Source organism: Pedobacter sp. BAL39 (assembly GCF_000170795.1).
In the GTDB taxonomy this organism is placed as follows: Bacteria; Bacteroidota; Bacteroidia; order Sphingobacteriales; family Sphingobacteriaceae; genus Pedobacter.
Genome location: NZ_ABCM01000021.1, coordinates 16,373 through 33,140, shown reverse-complemented (window position 1 = coordinate 33,140; position 16,768 = coordinate 16,373). Strand labels below are relative to the sequence as shown.

Annotated in this window: 13 protein-coding genes; 5 read left to right on the top strand and 8 right to left on the bottom strand. The window is 46.5% G+C overall.

Going from position 1 to position 16,768, the window contains the following annotated elements; all coding sequences use genetic code 11:
• Positions 1-8: 8 nt before the first annotated feature.
• Genes PBAL39_RS20715 through PBAL39_RS20680 form a run of 8 tightly spaced genes read right to left on the bottom strand, consistent with a single transcriptional unit; the run spans position 9 to position 7,189 of the window.
• On the bottom strand, positions 9-2,231 hold the full coding sequence (locus PBAL39_RS20715) for a cation:proton antiporter (protein WP_039867327.1): 2,223 nt from the start codon (positions 2,229-2,231) through the stop codon (positions 9-11).
• 53 nt (positions 2,232-2,284) lie between these two features.
• A complete protein-coding gene (locus tag PBAL39_RS20710) occupies positions 2,285-2,647 on the bottom strand; it encodes a hypothetical protein (protein WP_008245244.1) in 363 nt (120 codons plus the stop codon).
• 24 nt (positions 2,648-2,671) lie between these two features.
• Complete coding sequence (locus PBAL39_RS20705; protein WP_008245243.1) at positions 2,672-3,607, bottom strand: bifunctional riboflavin kinase/FAD synthetase; 936 nt, start codon at positions 3,605-3,607, stop codon at positions 2,672-2,674.
• A gap of 3 nt (positions 3,608-3,610) precedes the next feature.
• A complete protein-coding gene (locus PBAL39_RS20700) occupies positions 3,611-4,474 on the bottom strand; it encodes a YitT family protein (RefSeq protein WP_008245242.1) in 864 nt (287 codons plus the stop codon).
• A 9-nt stretch (positions 4,475-4,483) separates the two neighbouring features.
• A complete protein-coding gene (gene truB, locus PBAL39_RS20695; RefSeq protein WP_039867326.1) occupies positions 4,484-5,227 on the bottom strand; it encodes a tRNA pseudouridine(55) synthase TruB in 744 nt (247 codons plus the stop codon).
• Between the two features lie 59 nt (positions 5,228-5,286).
• Complete coding sequence (locus PBAL39_RS20690; protein WP_039867318.1) at positions 5,287-6,081, bottom strand: undecaprenyl-diphosphate phosphatase; 795 nt, start codon at positions 6,079-6,081, stop codon at positions 5,287-5,289.
• A gap of 8 nt (positions 6,082-6,089) precedes the next feature.
• Positions 6,090-6,311 carry a DUF3098 domain-containing protein gene (locus PBAL39_RS20685; RefSeq protein WP_008245229.1) on the bottom strand — a complete coding sequence of 74 codons (222 nt, stop codon included), beginning with the start codon at positions 6,309-6,311 and terminating at the stop codon, positions 6,090-6,092.
• Positions 6,311-7,189 (bottom strand): ABC transporter permease, encoded by an 879-nt coding sequence (locus PBAL39_RS20680; protein WP_008245227.1) that lies wholly within the window; start codon positions 7,187-7,189, stop codon positions 6,311-6,313. Before PBAL39_RS20680 ends, PBAL39_RS20685 begins: the two co-directional genes overlap by 1 nt.
• Before the next feature lie 300 nt (positions 7,190-7,489).
• Between PBAL39_RS20680 and PBAL39_RS20675 the strand changes: the two genes are divergently transcribed.
• From PBAL39_RS20675 to PBAL39_RS20655, 5 genes are all read left to right on the top strand, one after another.
• Positions 7,490-7,897, top strand: coding sequence for a lipocalin family protein (locus tag PBAL39_RS20675; RefSeq protein WP_008245220.1), 408 nt, complete (start codon positions 7,490-7,492; stop codon positions 7,895-7,897).
• A gap of 385 nt (positions 7,898-8,282) precedes the next feature.
• On the top strand, positions 8,283-11,090 hold the full coding sequence (gene leuS / locus PBAL39_RS20670) for a leucine--tRNA ligase (RefSeq protein ID WP_008245218.1): 2,808 nt from the start codon (positions 8,283-8,285) through the stop codon (positions 11,088-11,090).
• A gap of 536 nt (positions 11,091-11,626) precedes the next feature.
• Complete coding sequence (locus PBAL39_RS20665) at positions 11,627-12,628, top strand: exo-alpha-sialidase (protein ID WP_008245216.1); 1,002 nt, start codon at positions 11,627-11,629, stop codon at positions 12,626-12,628.
• Positions 12,629-12,747: 119 nt separating this feature from the next.
• Positions 12,748-14,184, top strand: a complete 1,437-nt coding sequence (locus PBAL39_RS20660; RefSeq protein WP_008245214.1) for an alpha-L-fucosidase — start codon at positions 12,748-12,750, stop codon at positions 14,182-14,184.
• 101 nt (positions 14,185-14,285) lie between these two features.
• Positions 14,286-16,667 (top strand): glycoside hydrolase family 3 N-terminal domain-containing protein, encoded by a 2,382-nt coding sequence (locus PBAL39_RS20655; RefSeq protein WP_008245213.1) that lies wholly within the window; start codon positions 14,286-14,288, stop codon positions 16,665-16,667.
• The last annotated feature ends 101 nt before the right edge of the window (positions 16,668-16,768 follow it).

The window sequence follows — 16,768 nt, the reverse complement described above, 5'->3', positions numbered from 1 at the left end:
GCAGTTATTTATTTTAGTAACTCCACCTTTTTGCTGTTTCCAACAATCCAGACGACGTCTTCATTCTCAAATACCAGGTTGGAGTCCGGGTTCAATATGCGTTCTCCCTTGCGTTCGATCCCTACCACCAGCCCCTGTGTTTTTTCACGGATGCCCGAGCTGCGTATGCTCTGCCCATATACAGGGGAACTGCTGTTGATGACAATCTTCTGCAGCGTCATGTCCTTTTTCGGGAAGTTGGACTCTTCCGGCACCTCTTCTTTGGAAGCATCAAAGAGCTCCTGGATGGTGGCCAGCTGTGCATCTGTACCAATCAGCATGACTTTGTCATTCGGGTACAGGCGCTCGTCTCTTCCTGGTGTAGGGATCATGATCTTGCCTCGCTCTATCAATGCAATATTTACGCCATATTTCTCACGGATAGAGAGCTCTACCAGCGTTCTGCCGACGAGGTTAGACTCGGGGGCTACGACAAGCTCGGCAAGGTGGGTATCCCAGGGCAGGATTTCCGGGGTCGCCTTCTGTGCTTCACGTGCATTAAGGTTGCCAAGGAACCTGCTTTCCAGCTTGTTGTAAAATGACTGCAGTCTTCTGGAGAAGATGACCATGGCAACCACAATCAGTACTGTAGCAAAGGCAACGGCAATCCAGGTGCTGTAGAACTGGTAAATGAGGAACCCTACAAAGAAGAGGGCAATGGAAATCCGTAACACTTCCAGAGAAATCAAAGGGCCACGGGTATATTTTTTGTTTAGCCACAAATGTGAATAGGCTTTGCGTTCAATCCTTCGGATGGCAAGTGCATGAAGAAATGGCGTCATCAGGATCAGTGTTAAGATCAGGCTGATGATGATCCCATTGTTACCATTGATGATGTTTTTGGTGATGAAGGGCTGCAGGTACCTGGACCCTAGAAAGACCAGTGCAATCAGGATGACACTGTGGATGATGGTATTGAAAGTATAGGACTTCAGCAGGATCTTCCAGTCGCTCAAAGTAGTGATTCCCGCAGTGCTGCTGCTGTACCGTTTGATGCCTTCTATGAATTTTTTCGGCAGGGTGCGGTCCAGAAAAAGATAGAACGCTTCTGAAGATTGTATCAGATAAGGGGTAGTGAAGGTCGTGATGGCTGATACGGCTACCGCGATGGGGTAGAGGAAGTCGCTGGTCACTTTCAGGGTGAGGCCAAGTGTAGCAATGATGAATGAAAACTCACCGATCTGCGCCAGGCTAAGTCCTGTCTGTACGGATGTCTTTAACGGTTGCCCCGATAGCAGCGCTCCTAATCCGGAGCTGAGGAATTTACCTACGATGGTGGCGATGGTGATGATGACGATGGGTACCGCATAATCTACCAGGATTCCCGGGTCGATCATCATGCCCACAGAAACGAAGAAGATGGCTGCAAAAAGGTCTTTTACCGATTTTGTCAGGTGCTCAATGCGTTCTGCCTGTGTCGTTTCAGCAAGTATGGAGCCCATGATGAAGGCACCCAGTGCCGGCGAGAAGCCAACCTTGACGGCGAGCAACACCATCAGCAAACATAAGGCGATGGATACCACAAGCATGGTTTCATCATTCATCAGTTTCTTTGTCGCCTTCAGGAAGGTAGGCACCAGGAAGATCCCCCCGATGAACCAGAGTACCAGGAAAAAGCTGAGTTTCAGGATGGACACCAGCATGTCGGCCCCAGCGAACTGCTGACTAACTGCCAATGTAGACAAGAGTACAAGTAGTAATATGGCCACGAGGTCTTCCACAATGAGCACCCCGAACACAAGGCCTGCAAACTTCTTGTGTTTGACACCAAGCTCCTCAAAGGCCCTGATGATGATGGTGGTTGAGGAGACGGAAAGGATACCCCCGAGGAAAATACTGTCCATGGTAGACCAGCCCATGGCGAGCCCGGCAAAGAAACCAATGAGCAGCATACAGACCACCTCCACGATGGCCGTGATGGATGCGGAGCCGCCAACTTTGACCAGCTTCTTAAAGCTGAACTCAAGGCCGAGGCTGAACAGTAAAAAGATGACCCCGATTTCTGCCCAGATGGTGATGCTCTCGTTGTCAGTTACGGTAGGTATAAAATGTATGTGCGGACCTACAAACAGGCCTGCAAGGATGTAGCCCAGTACCAAGGGCTGTTTAATGCGTTTGAAGAGGAGCGTGGTAATTCCGGCAGCGGCAAGTATTAAACCCAGATCAGTAATCAATACGGGTATATGTATCATAGAAAATGTTTTTTTAATGTTATAAATATTATGAACTGAAGCATAATTTTTAATTACCAAAAAGCATGTTTTGGACACCAGTGGTCCGGGCTATAATCATATGGGGAACTGAAATAAAAGTATCTGGGATCGGGAATGACCGTGCTGCTGACCAGCCCCTGCTGTTGCCTTGCCTGTGAAAGGAGCGACGACTTACAGCATTTTGTCTGCGTATGGCTCAGTGCCGGAAGGTCTTCAAAAAAGCTGGATTTCAGAAAACCATTGCTGCGGGAATGCTGACTGAAATAAAGGGATGTACCTTTGAGTTCTTTTCTGGCCATTTTTTGTATGGCCGCGGCAACTGCTTTCCCTTCTGAATGCTGAAAGGAAACTATCTGGATAAATAAGCAAAATACTGCAGATATAAGTAGCCTCATTGCAGTAAATATACTAAAAAAGCATTAAGAAAGGCGCCCGAAGTAGGCTAAAGTGTCTTCTTTGTCTTTTTTTAACTGGATTTTCAAGGCTTCAAGACCACTGAATTTCACATCATGACGGAGGAATTCCAGAAAGTGCATCGTGATGTACTGACCGTAAATCTCTTTGTCAAAATCAAAGATGTTCACTTCAATATTTCTGGTCATTCCGTTGATGGTAGGACGCTGACCGATATAGGCCATCCCCTTATATATGCCCTCTTCCATCTCAACGGTAACGGCATAGATGCCATCCGAAGGGATCAGCTTATAGGTTTCTTCAATGAATATATTGGCGGTAGGATACCCTATGGTCCTGCCAATTTTATCCCCCTTAATTACTCTTCCATACATGGAGAAGTCGTAACCCAGGTAATGTGATGCCTGTCCGACAGCCCCGTTGAGCAGCGACTGCCTGATTTTGGTAGAGCTGACCGCCACATCATCGATGTCCTGCTCAGGGATCACCTCAATGCTGTAGCCAAAGGGATCTGAAAACTCTTCCAGCTCCGGCATACCCCCTTTACGGTCTTTGCCAAAACGGTGGTCGTAACCTACAATCAGCTCTTTTACGCCGATGGTATCTACCAGGATGTTTTTGATGTATTCTGCCGGGCTCAGGTTGGAGAAGTCCCTGGTGAAAGGCGTGATGATGAGGTGGTCTACGCCAAGACCTTCCAGGATGCTGGCCTTTTCAGCGATGGTATTGATCAGCTTCAGGTCCTGATTTTCAGGGTCAATGATCATGCGCGGGTGCGGAAAGAAGGTCAGGATAACACTCTCGCCATTGCTGGCTTTGGCCAGCTCACATAACCTTTTGATAATCTTCTGATGGCCAAAATGAACACCATCAAAAGTACCGATAGTGACCACCGCATGGTCCAGCTTTTTAAAATCAGAAAGATTGTAATACGTTTTCATAATTTAATGTAAGGCATGTCTTTTCACCACGCCGCCTTTGATGTCTGCAATCTGTTGCTGCACCACAAAAGCGTTGGGATCAATGTTCCTGATTTCGGTCAGCAAGGTACTGATCTCCAGTTTGGTCACGACAGTATATAAAATATTGATGTCTTTTTGCTCTCCATAGCCACCCTCGCCTTTGTAAACGGTGACTCCTCTTTTCATCCTGTCGATGATCACCTGTTTGATCTCCTCATTGCTTTCGGAGATGATCGTTACGCCAGTGTATTGCTCAATACCATTTACGACAAAATCCACTGTCCGGGATGCGGAAAGGTAGGTAAGGATGGAATACATGGCCGTTTCGATGCTGAGGAAGATTGCCGCGAAGGCGAAGATGATGATGTTTAGGATCAGGATGATGTTGCCAACGGTAAGTGTACTTTTCCTGCTGATGTAAAGCGCCAGCACCTCGGTCCCGTCAATGACACATCCTCCACGCATGGCAAGGCCGATGCCTCCGCCAAGGAAGAGGCCACCGAAAAAGGCAATCAGCAACTTTTCGTGGGTGATGGGCTGAAAAGGAAGGGCCGTCAGCAATACGGCAAGCACCAGAATGGCAATGGCCGTTTTAATGGCAAAACCTCTACCGATTTGCCGGAAACCAAGGATCACAAAAGGAATGTTGATCAGGATGATGAGGTAGGAGAGGTTATAACCCGTAAGTGTATGTACAATCAGGGAGATGCCTGTCACACCACCATCGATAAATTCATTGGGCATGAGAAAACTCTTCAGTCCGAAACATGCAGAGACGATGCCAGCAGAGATGAGCAGGAGGTCTTTAATAAACCTTGCATTTTTGCTTTTTATCTGGCTTTGCATCTGTATAGATTAAATTTCTGGTGCTGTGGGTACTTCTTTTTTGCTGCGCAGGTGGGCTACAAGTTCAGCTACTTCATAGGCATTCTCCAGTTGAAAGCTGCCACTCCTTGTCCGTGTTAATTTAGACAGGTAGGCGCCATTGTTCAGCTGGCGGCCAAAGTCTGATACCAGCGACCTGATGTAAGTACCCTTACTGCATACGATCCTGAAGTCTATCTCCGGCAGTTCAATTCTGGTAATTTCAAAAGCGGAAACAGTAACATTGCGCAGGCGCAGTTCTGTTTCTTCGCCACGACGTGCTTTGACATACAGCCGCTCACCATTTACTTTTACCGCGGAATGTGCCGGTGGATACTGTTGTATATCACCCTTAAAAGGTGCTGTTGCGGCATAGATGTCTTCCTCAGTAATCCCTTCCAGCGGGAATTCCTGATCTACAGCTGTTTCCATGTCGAAAGAAGGGGTCGTCGCACCCAAAACCATGGTACCTGTATATTCTTTTTCTTCTGCCTGAAAGCTGTCGATCTGCTTGGTGAGTTTTCCTGTGCAGATGATGAGCAGTCCTGTTGCAAGTGGATCCAGGGTTCCGGCGTGGCCCACCTTAAGTTTTAATGGTTTCAGGGAATTGCGGATCTTGCCCACTACATCGAAGCTGGTCCATTTGTAGGGTTTGTTGATCAGCAACAACTCTCCTTCAGCGAAGTTGAATTCCGGGAATGTGGTCGTCTTTAATAAGTTTTCGCGCTCTGTCATCTCCATATGCGTTTCTAAAAAAACGCCTTTCATTTATTAATTACTTCCAATTGTGGGTGTTAGCCAACATTTAAATCAATTCCGGCATAATACATGCCGATGATAATGATACCAATGATAATTCTGTACCAGCCAAATACGCGGAAACCGTGCTTGGCAAGAAAACCAATAAACGATTTGATCGCAATGATGGCCACAATAAAGGCAATCAGGTTTCCAAATAACAAAAGCTTAATGTTATCAGTATTCAATAGATGGTAACCTTGGAGCAGCTTATATCCAGTTGCCGCACACATGGTTGGTACAGCCAGGAAGAAAGAAAACTCTGCCGCCGCATGCCTGGTGAGCTTCTGTTGCATACCGCCGATGATGGTGGCTGCACTTCTGCTCAACCCTGGAAAAACAACAGCCAGCACCTGAAAACAACCAATCTTGAAGGCCGTCATGTTTGTGATTTCTGCCTCATTGTGCACTTCCCCCTTTTTGAAAAACTTGTCGATAAAAAGAAGGACAATACCCCCCAGGAAGAGCACCACAGCAATAAATATCGGATTGCCGAGTGTCTCGTCGATAAAGTCGTTGAGTAGCTTTCCAAAAATAAGGGCTGGAATGACGGCGATGATCAGCTTCAGGTAGAACTGCCATTTGCTGAAATCAAAAAACTTCTTCCAATAGAGTACTACAACGGCGAGGATAGCGCCAAGCTGTATGGCAACTTCAAAAAGTTTCACAAATTCATCTTTGCCAATACCCATGAAACCGCTGGCAATGACCATGTGACCTGTAGACGAGACGGGCAAAAACTCAGTTAATCCCTCTATAACAGCGAGAATAAATGCTTGTATGTAATTCATAAAAGGCCCTATTTTTTTAAGATGGCATACACACCGAAGGCGAAGCCAAATAAAACAACCATAGGAGCTAACAGGGTTTTCCTGAAATCATAAATGTCTGTTGTGCCGATCATGAGGATAAAACCGACAACTACAATTGCGATGCTGATCAGTAACAATTGATAATTTTTCTTTGTAAAGACCATTTCGTTGTTGTCCTGGTTTGCGGAGGTTGATTTTTTTTCTGCCATTATCTGTAAAGGTCGTAAATTTTTAAACGTAAGTATTTGCTCACTGCAAAGGAAGTGCTGATACCGGTGATGAAGATGCCCAGTCCGACAAGACCCAGCAGTACAATCCCAAATTCGGTATAATTTCTAAGAATGACAATTTCAGGAATTTCGCGTTGTGCGTAGTATAAAAGTCCCAGGAGGATCAGGATGGCAATGAAAGCAGCAATCAGGCCATGCAAGGCTGCAATCAGTACAAAAGGCCTGCGGATGAAGTTCCTGGTAGCACCTACCAGTTGCATGCTCTTGATCAGGAAGCGCTGTGAATAGATGGCCAGCCTGATGGTATTGTTGATCAGAGCCACAGAGATGACAAGTAAGATGGCGGCAAATACCAGGATGATCAGTCCGATGGTATTGATGTTATTGTTCACCATGTCAATTAGCGAACTCTGGTAGATGACCTCTTTTACTGCCGGATTTTTTGACAGGTTGGCTTTCAATGCCTCGATGCTTTTGTTATTGGCATAATCTGCCTTCAGGTATACGTCAATAGTAGATAACAATGGGTTATACCCAAGAAAGTTCACGAAGTCTTCGCCAAGGTCAGTGGTCAGGTTCTTTGCTGCCATTTCCTTGTTGACGTATTGGGTATTCTTGATGGCAGGATTGGAATTGAGTTCTTTCTGAAATGCAAGGATATCTGCTTCCTTAGCGCTCTCATCCACGATGATGTTTAAAACAATGTTTTCTTTTACATAGTTCGAAAGGTTCTTTGCGTGCACCAGGATCAAACCTAACATACCCAGCATGAGTAGTACCAGGGCTATGCTGAAAATTGTTGAGATATAAATGGTTTTTGTCTTCTTAGAAGCATCGCTAACTTCAAATTCTTCCATGTATTCAGTGTTTATGTTTTGCGAAATTAAAAAATATAAGCAACTAATTTAAAATTATCCGTCCATTATGCCTTTTTTATGCACCATCGGCTTTTTTCATCCCAGGGAAACGCTAGAATACCCTTCCCTTGTGCAGGCTGATTACTTCATTACAACGGTGGGAATACAATCGCGTTGTCAAGTCTTTGTAACATTCTTGTACCAAAAAGGTTTTTTTCGCGTTGTTATAGGGACTGCCGATGCAGGCGTCCTAAAAACAACATCAATGGATATCAATTAAAACATCTTAAACCACCATCTATGAAACAACAAATTACTTTTGCCCTTACCTTATTTTTAATGATCGCAGGTTTTTCGAGCTGCAAGAAAGAAGACCAGAACAGCAACAAAAGCAAACTTACAGGAACCTGGAAGGTATCCAGGATTGAAACCATGGCTCCCGGCACGGAGACAACAAATTATACCGGCGTGTCCTCCGACTCTTTTGAGTTCAGGAGCAATGATGAGGATGAAGTGGTGGCCAACCTGAAATCTACCAGCTCTGTTGGCAATTATACGGTATTGGAAGGCACCGGTTTAAATATGACCATCTTCGGAAAGGTGATCGTTGGTGACATCAGCACAATTACAGATACTGACCTGGTATACCGCGGGACAGTTCAGGGCAGCAGCCCGGTCATAACAGAGACCTATTATTTCACCCGTTAACGGGGAAATCCATATACCGATATTCAATGATGTTAGATGATGACTTTACAGTCGGCAGCAGCTTTTTTTTTTGCTGTATGCCGACTGGCATAGTCGGTTTATTGTTGTTATATCCATTATAAGACGTCGGCTATATGACGTCTATACGACGGCTAAGGTTGACCTGGGGTTGACGTAGGGTTATAGAGGGGTTGAAGAGGCTAAATGGCCTTTTTGCCTTTTCAACCCCTCCTCAACCCCTCTTTTTTACGTCTCCAACCTTAGCTGTGGTATAGCCCGTGTATAGCGCGTAATGTGTCATCCCGCGCCCTAAACCGCTTATTTGACAAAGCGTTTCTGATCCAACCTTTATTTCCTTATTTTCGCGCTATTATATTATAGCGGAATGGATTATCAATTTAAAGAAATAGAACAAAGGTGGCAGAAGTTTTGGGCTGAACATCAAACATTCAAGGTGAGTGATGAGACCACAAAACCTAAATTTTACGTACTGGATATGTTTCCTTACCCTTCAGGGGCAGGACTCCATGTTGGTCACCCACTAGGTTATATTGCTTCCGACATATTTTCAAGATACAAAAGGTTAAAGGGATATAACGTCCTGCATCCAATGGGCTACGACTCTTTTGGCCTTCCTGCAGAACAGTATGCCATACAAACGGGTCAGCATCCGGCATTGACCACCGAGGTGAATATCAATACCTACAGAAGGCAACTGGATCAGATTGGCTTTTCGTTCGACTGGGACAGGGAGGTGCGCACCAGCGACCCTGGCTATTACAAATGGACACAATGGATCTTCATGCAGCTTTTCAATTCCTGGTACAACCTGGAAACAGACCGTGCGGAAGACATCACCACCTTGCTAGAGAAATTCAATGCTTCCGGCAGTGCCGATGTGAAAGCTGTATGTGATGAAGATGTTAAATCCTTCATGCCGAGCGACTGGGCCACGATGACCGATGAGGAACGTCAGGAGGAATTACTGAAATATCGTTTGACTTACCTTCGTGAGAGTACTGTAAACTGGTGCGCTGCATTGGGCACCGTGCTGGCCAATGACGAAGTGAAAGACGGTTACTCTGAGCGTGGTGGCCACCCTGTGGAACAAAAGAAAATGATGCAATGGAGTATGCGCATCTCTGCTTATGCAGAGCGTCTGCTGCAGGGATTGAATACGATCGACTGGCCCGAGCCGGTTAAAGAAATGCAGCGCAACTGGATCGGCAAAAGCATTGGTGCGAGCGTAAGGTTCAAAATCGAACCATCTGCGGAGAGCAACCTGCTGGCCAGCGACTACATTGAGGTCTTCACTACACGTGTCGATACCATTTTCGGTGTATCCTACCTTGTTCTGGCACCGGAACATGAACTTGTTGCAGCACTGACCACCACGGAACAGATGGTTGCTGTGAACGGATACATCCTGCAGACGAAGAAAAAGTCGGAACTGGACCGTATGGCAGATACAAAGACAGTTTCTGGTGCATTTACCGGAAGTTACGCGATTAACCCGGTGAGCGGTGAACGCGTACAGATCTGGATTGCCGACTATGTCCTTGCGGGATATGGTACTGGTGCGGTTATGGGTGTGCCAAGCGGCGACCAGCGCGACTGGTTGTTTGCGAAACATTTTGACCTGCCAATCATTCAGATCCTTGATGCACAAAAAGATATTGAGCTGCAGGCAGATGCGACTAAAGAAGGAACCTACATCAACTCCGGCATGATCAACGGAATGGATTACGCTACGGCTGTCCAAACCTTAAATGCATGGCTGGAAGAGCAGGGCGTGGGTAAAGCAAAGGTGAACTTCCGTATGCGCGACGCAATATTTGGACGCCAACGCTATTGGGGAGAGCCAATTCCGGTTTACTTCAAAGACGGGCTTCCATACCTCATCAAAGAAGAAGAATTACCGCTTTTATTACCTGAAATCGACAAATACCTCCCTACTGAAACTGGTGAACCTCCTTTGGGTAGGGCTGCCGACTGGACCTATGAGGATGAATATGAGTATGAATTGAGCACCATGCCGGGATGGGCAGGATCGAGCTGGTACTGGTACCGTTATATGGATGCGCGCAATTCCAGCGACTTTGCTTCTAAAGAGGCGATCGAATACTGGAAGGATGTGGATCTGTACATTGGAGGTGCGGAACATGCTACCGGCCACCTGTTGTATAGCCGCTTCTGGAACAAGTTCCTGAAAGACCTCGGCTATGTGAATGAGGAAGAGCCTTTCAAAAAACTGATCAACCAGGGCATGATCCAGGGGAGAAGTAACTTTGTTTACCGTGTAGTGGATGAGTCTGGCAGGGGAACCAACAAATTGGTTTCTGCGGGACTGAGAAAAGATTATAAGACCTCTGCATTGCATGTGGATGTGAACATTGTGGACAATGAAATCCTCGATATCGAGCAATTTAAAGTCTTCCGGCCTGAGTTTGTTGATGCGGAATTCATTCTTGAGAACGGAAAATACATCTGTGGCGTGGAAGTGGAAAAGATGTCCAAATCCAAGTTCAATGTCGTTAATCCGGATGTGCTGATTGCCAACTATGGTGCGGATACCCTTCGGATGTACGAGATGTTCCTCGGACCGCTCGAGCAAAGTAAACCCTGGAACACCAATGGTATCGAAGGGGTGTTTAAGTTCCTTCGCAAATTCTGGCGCTTGTTCCACAATGAAGAATGGGTGTTCAACGTATCGGACTCCATGCCACAAAAAGCGGAACTGAAATCGCTGCATAAAATCATCAAAAAAGTACAGGACGACATCGAGCGTTTCTCTTTCAATACTTCCGTTTCCAGCTTTATGATTGCTGTTAACGAGCTGACCGAATTGAAGTGCAAAAACCGTCAGGTACTGGAAGACCTGGTGATTGTACTTTCTCCATATGCGCCGCACATCTGTGAGGAGCTGTGGGCAAACCTTGGTCATGAGGCTGGATCTTTATCCTATGCAAAATATCCGGAATTCAACCCTTCCTACCTGGTAGAAGATGAGTTTAGTTACCCGATCTCAGTAAATGGCAAAACACGTCTGAACATGAACATCAGCTTAACTCTGGAAGCAACGGATATTGAAACGTTGGTGCTTGCGGATGAGCAGGTGCAGAAATACCTGGAAGGGAAGAGTCCTAAAAAGGTAATTGTAGTGAAAGGACGAATTGTCAATATTGTGATCTAATCGCCTGATGTGCGCTGATTATAGCATACTATAAATTATGAAAGAAGAGGGTGTCTAAATTTTTTTTAGGCACCCTTTTGTTTAACGTCAACGCCAATATTGCTTTCTGTAAAAAGCATTTTCGCTAAATATTGCTTTTTACAGAAAGCAATTAGTTAAGTTATTCGTCGCTATTATCTAGTTAGCTCAGTAAAAGGGGGCACGCGCTAACCGGGATTTGGGTAAGACAAATTCGGGAGGACATGAAGACAGGAAAATGCCAAGAGGTTGGTGGGTAGTAGTCATTACACAACAAGAGGGCATCTGCTTCAGACACCCTCGTAGTTTTTTAGATAGTTAACGTTACTTTTTAAAACAGGCAATAGCTGTGCCAATCGCCAGAGATCGTATTGCTTAACTTTTCAGGTTTTTCTGCAAAAAAATTGCATATCTTAGGAATTTGTTAGCCTAATCCTAATCAGACAATGATTTTACCCTTCTCCATCTTGTTTTCTTTGCGACCTAAATCTTATTTACTGGCGTTTTTCTTTTTCTTAATGATGACTGGTGATGGAATTGCACAAAAGCAGTGGAAAAAGGTGACTGAGGAGATGATTTTTCAGGATGCCCCCTTTCAGCAATGCCATGCGTCTACCATCGCGGAGATTTCAGGTGCCAGAATCATGGCTGCATGGTTTGGTGGGAAGCATGAAGGGAGCAATGACGTCTGTATCTGGTCGTCTGTACTCAAAAATGGTAAGTGGTCGGAACCTCGTAAACTCGCAGATGGTAAAAGCGATGAGGAAACCGCTTATCCTTTATGGAATCCGGTGTTGTTCATGAACAAAAGCGGCAAGCTTTTTCTGTATTATAAGATGGGACGCTCGCCCAGGGAATGGTGGGGGATGGAAATGAGCTCCCTGGATGGTGGGAAAACATGGACAGCGCCCAAAAGGCTTCCCGATGGCATACTCGGGCCGATAAAGAATAAACCGGTAGAACTTGTCGGTGGCATTATCCTTTCGCCTTCAAGCACTGAAACCACAAAACGATGGAAGGCACATATAGAGCGCTCTACGGATGGCGGTGAAACTTGGACACGCATTCCAGTAGATGAAAAGGGGGCTTATGATGTCATTCAGCCCAGTGTGATGGTCTATCCTGATGGAAAGATCCAGTTGCTTTGCCGCAGTAAACATGGTGTGGTGATGGAGTCATGGTCGTCAGACCAGGGGCTCAGCTGGAGCCCGCTTGTCAAAACCAGTTTGCTGAACCCCAATTCCGGAACAGACGGGGTCTCTTTAGCCAGCGGAAAACAACTCTTTGTCTACAATCCGCAAATACCCGGAAACGACTGGTTTAATGGCCGGTATAAACTTGCTTTGACCGAATCCACTGATGGTAAGGACTGGCTCGATCAGCTGATGCTGGAAGATGGAAAAGAAACGGATGAATTCAGCTATCCTGCAATCATACAATCTCAGGATGGTAAAATCCACATTACCTATACTTACAACAGGAAAAATATTAAGTATGTTGTGTTGGCGCAGGGGAAATAACTGGAGCAGGACAAAAAGCCTCTGAAAATAACCGGTCAGCGATCACATCAATCCGTTGGAAAAAAAGACTTTAACAACAATATATTTCAACATAAACCAATCCATTAAAACCAATACATATGAATAAAATTATACTGTTCGCAGCAGTCTTTTTGTTACTGAAAACAAATGTCTCAGGCCAGCCCAATGTGCATGGTCAGTCTACTACTTACGAATGGCCGGCAGATCCGCTGGTGAAAAAGAAACTGGACCAATGGCAGGACCAGAAATTTGGAATGATCATCCACTGGGGACTGTATGCTGTTCCGGGTATTATTGAATCCTGGAACCTTTGTTCTGAAGACTGGATCTCCAGAGGAGATACCACTGTAGCCTACGAAGATTATAAGAAGTGGTACTGGGGACTGAGCGAAAAGTTTAACCCGGTGAACTTTAACCCTGAGCAATGGGCAAAAGCAGGTAAAGATGCAGGAATGAAATACCTGGTCTTCACGACCAAACACCACGATGGTTTTAACATGTTTGATACCAAAGAGAGCGATTTCAAAATTACTAACGGCCCTTTCAAGGGGAACCCGAAGGCCGATGTTGCCAAATATATCTTTGATTCCTTCCGCAATCAGGGTTTCATGATTGGTGCCTATTTCTCTAAGCCCGACTGGCATTCTCAGTACTATTGGTGGTCTAATTATGCGACTGCTGATCGCAACAACAACTATGACATCAGAAAGCATCCATGGAGATGGAACAAGTTTAAGGAGCAGACCTATAACCAGATTTCAGAGCTGATGCACAATTATGGCAGCATGGATATTCTATGGCTCGACGGGGGATGGGTACGTCCATTGGAGACTGTAAATGACGAGGTGCGTGCCTGGGGTGCGGCAATTCCGGCATGGAGCCAGGATATTGATATGCCAAAGATTGCCGAGATGGGGCGTAAGGCTCAGCCGGGACTGCTGATTGTAGACCGTACGGTGCATGGCCCTTATGAGAATTATCAGACTCCGGAACAAAGGATTCCTGACCACCAGCTGGACCATCCCTGGGAAAGCTGCATGACCCTTGGTGGTGCATGGGGGTTTGTAGCTAATGACGACTATAAACCGGCTTCCAAAGTGATCCAGTCTCTGATAGAGATTACCGCAAAAGGAGGCAGTCTCCTGTTGGGCGTAGGCCCTAAACCAGATGGCACATTGCCACAGGAAGCGGTGGCTAAAATGGAAGAGATTGGTGCCTGGCTTGGCAAGAATGGATCGGCAATCTATTCTACAAGGCCAACCAAGGTGTATCATGACGGAGCTACCTGGTTTACGCAAAGTAAAGACAGCAAAACCTGCTATGCATTGGTATGTCTGAAAGATGGTGAAAAGCAGCCTGCAAAGATCTTCTGGAAAGGTAATGTACCTGCGAAAGGAGCAAAGATGACCTGGCTGCAGAATGGTGCCACTGTCAAATGGCAGACGAAAGGTGATGTTGTAGAAGTGATCTTGCCGAAAAACACCAAAGGCGCACAGTCGGCACTGGCCTTCTCCTTTGCTGTTCAGGGATCCTGATTTACGCGACAGCATATAGTCTACTTTCATGACTGCATGTAGTGCTGTAGTCAATTGCAACAGGTAGTCCTGTCTTCATTATTTTATGAATATACTTTTTTATGAAACGTACTTATAGTTATATCCTCGCTCTTGCTTTTTTATGTCTCTCCTCTTCAGCTTTTGCACAAAAGAAAACCGCGGAGAAGAAACCTGTTTATAAAAATCCTTCTTTTTCCACCGAGGAGCGCGTAAAGGACCTGATCGGCCGGATGACGCTCGAAGAAAAGGTGGGCCAGCTGTCTACCTTACTCGGCTGGGACATGTATACCAAAACCAACAATCAGATTTCCGCAAGCGAAACCTTCAAAAAGGCGGTCGCTGAGCAGCATACTGGCCTTCTCTGGGCAACATTAAGGGCCGACCCATGGACAAAAAAAACACTCCTTACCGGGCTCAATCCAATGCAGTCGGCAATGGCCACCAATGCACTCCAGAAATATGTGATGGAGCACACCAGGCTTGGCATCCCGATGTTGTTTTCTGAGGAATGCCCGCATGGGCACATGGCCATAGGTACTACCGTATTTCCTACTTCGATAGGACAGAGCAGTACCTGGGATCCTGCATTGATCAAAGAGATGGCTGCGGCAATCGCAATGGAAACAAGACTGCAGGGCGGACATATCGGTTATGGCCCGGTGCTCGACCTGGCCAGGGAGCCACGCTGGTCGAGAGTAGAAGAAACGTATGGTGAAGATCCTGTACTGAACAGCAGAATGGGGGAAGCCATGGTCTCCGGATTTCAGGGAACGAATATCGGCAGCGGAGTGAATATCCTATCCACCTTAAAACATTTTACCGCCTATGGCGTGCCTGAGGGCGGCCACAATGGTGGAAGCGTTACCGTTGGTAACCGTGAGCTGTTTCAATCCTACCTTCCGCCGTTTAAAGCAGCTGTAAAGGCGGGAGCCTTGTCGGTCATGACCGCCTACAACTCTGTAGATGGTATTCCATGTTCTTCAAACCGCTATCTGCTGACCGACATTCTGCGTGGGCAGTGGGGCTTCAACGGATTTGTAGTGTCTGATTTAAACAGCATCTCCGGATTGGAGGGCAATCACCATGTGGCTTCCTCCGCAACCGAAGCTGCGGCATTGGCCATGAATGCTGGTCTGGATGCAGACCTTAGCGGATATGGCTATGGCCCTGCATTGGTAAAGGCCGTAAACGGGGGACTGGTGAAGATGGCTACAGTAGATACTGCACTGGCAAGGGTGCTGCGGCTGAAGTTCAACATGGGCCTGTTTGAAAACCCTTATGTCAACCCTAAGCAGGCTGAAAAACAAGTGATGAATGCCAAACATGTAACATTGGCCAGGAAAGTAGCACAGGAGTCGGTCGTATTGCTGAAAAATGAAAAGAACATCCTTCCATTGAGTAAGGCTTTGAAAAACATCGCCGTGATCGGCCCCAATGCCGACAATGTGTACAACCAGCTGGGCGACTATACCGCTCCGCAGGCAGATGGGAAAGTGATTACCGTATTGAATGGTATCCGTGCAAAGGTGTCCAAGGAAACGGGTGTTTTTTATCAGAAGGGCTGTGCCATCAGGGATACGGCAAGTGCCGGGATTGCCGCTGCGGTAGCTCTGGCCAGCAAATCGGATGTGGCAATTGTCGTTTTGGGCGGATCAAGTGCGCGGGACTTCAAAACTGAATATCAGAATACGGGTGCTGCGGAAGTGAAGGCTTCAGCGGTAGCGGTGAGTGACATGGAAAGTGGAGAGGGGTTTGACCGCTCCACACTGGACCTGATGGGAAGGCAAATGGAGTTGCTGCGTGCCGTAGTAAAGACAGGAACGCCCGTAGTGGTGGTACTGATCAAAGGAAGGCCGTTGACCCTGAACTGGGCTGCCGAAAATGTGGCAGCGATGGTGGACGCCTGGTACCCGGGGCAGGAAGGTGGCAATGCCATTGCCGATGTGCTCTTTGGAGATTACAATCCTGCAGGACGTTTATCGGTTTCCGTGCCTAAATCAGTAGGGCAGCTTCCAGTATATTATAACAAGAAAAGGCCACTACCACATAACTATGTGGAGCTGGATGAGCAGCCGCTGTATAGCTTCGGGTACGGCCTGAGCTACAGCACTTTTGAATACAGCAATCTGAAGACCAATGTTTCAGGACGCGGAAAAGATGTGCGCGTGCAGGTAACTTTTGATCTGAAAAACACAGGCAGCCGAGATGGCGACGAGGTAGTGCAGCTATACCTGCGTGATGAGCAGAGCTCAGTGGTGACACCGATGCAGCAGCTGAAGCAGTTCAGGAGGCTGTCACTAAAAAGCGGGCAACAGCAGCAACTGTCCTTTGAGCTCAGCGCGGAAGATCTACAGCTGATGAACCAGCAAATGGAATGGCAGGTGGAACCAGGAGATTTCAGCCTGATGGTTGGGGCATCATCCAGTGACATCCGGTTAAAGAAAGTGTTCTCCGTACAATAAGTTCAGGGAAACTTACCGGTTTATAGTCGCCGTTCACCGTCATAATGAGGTAAGAGGTCTAAAGTGTATAGGTAGGTTTTGTAACAAAGCCTACCTTTCGC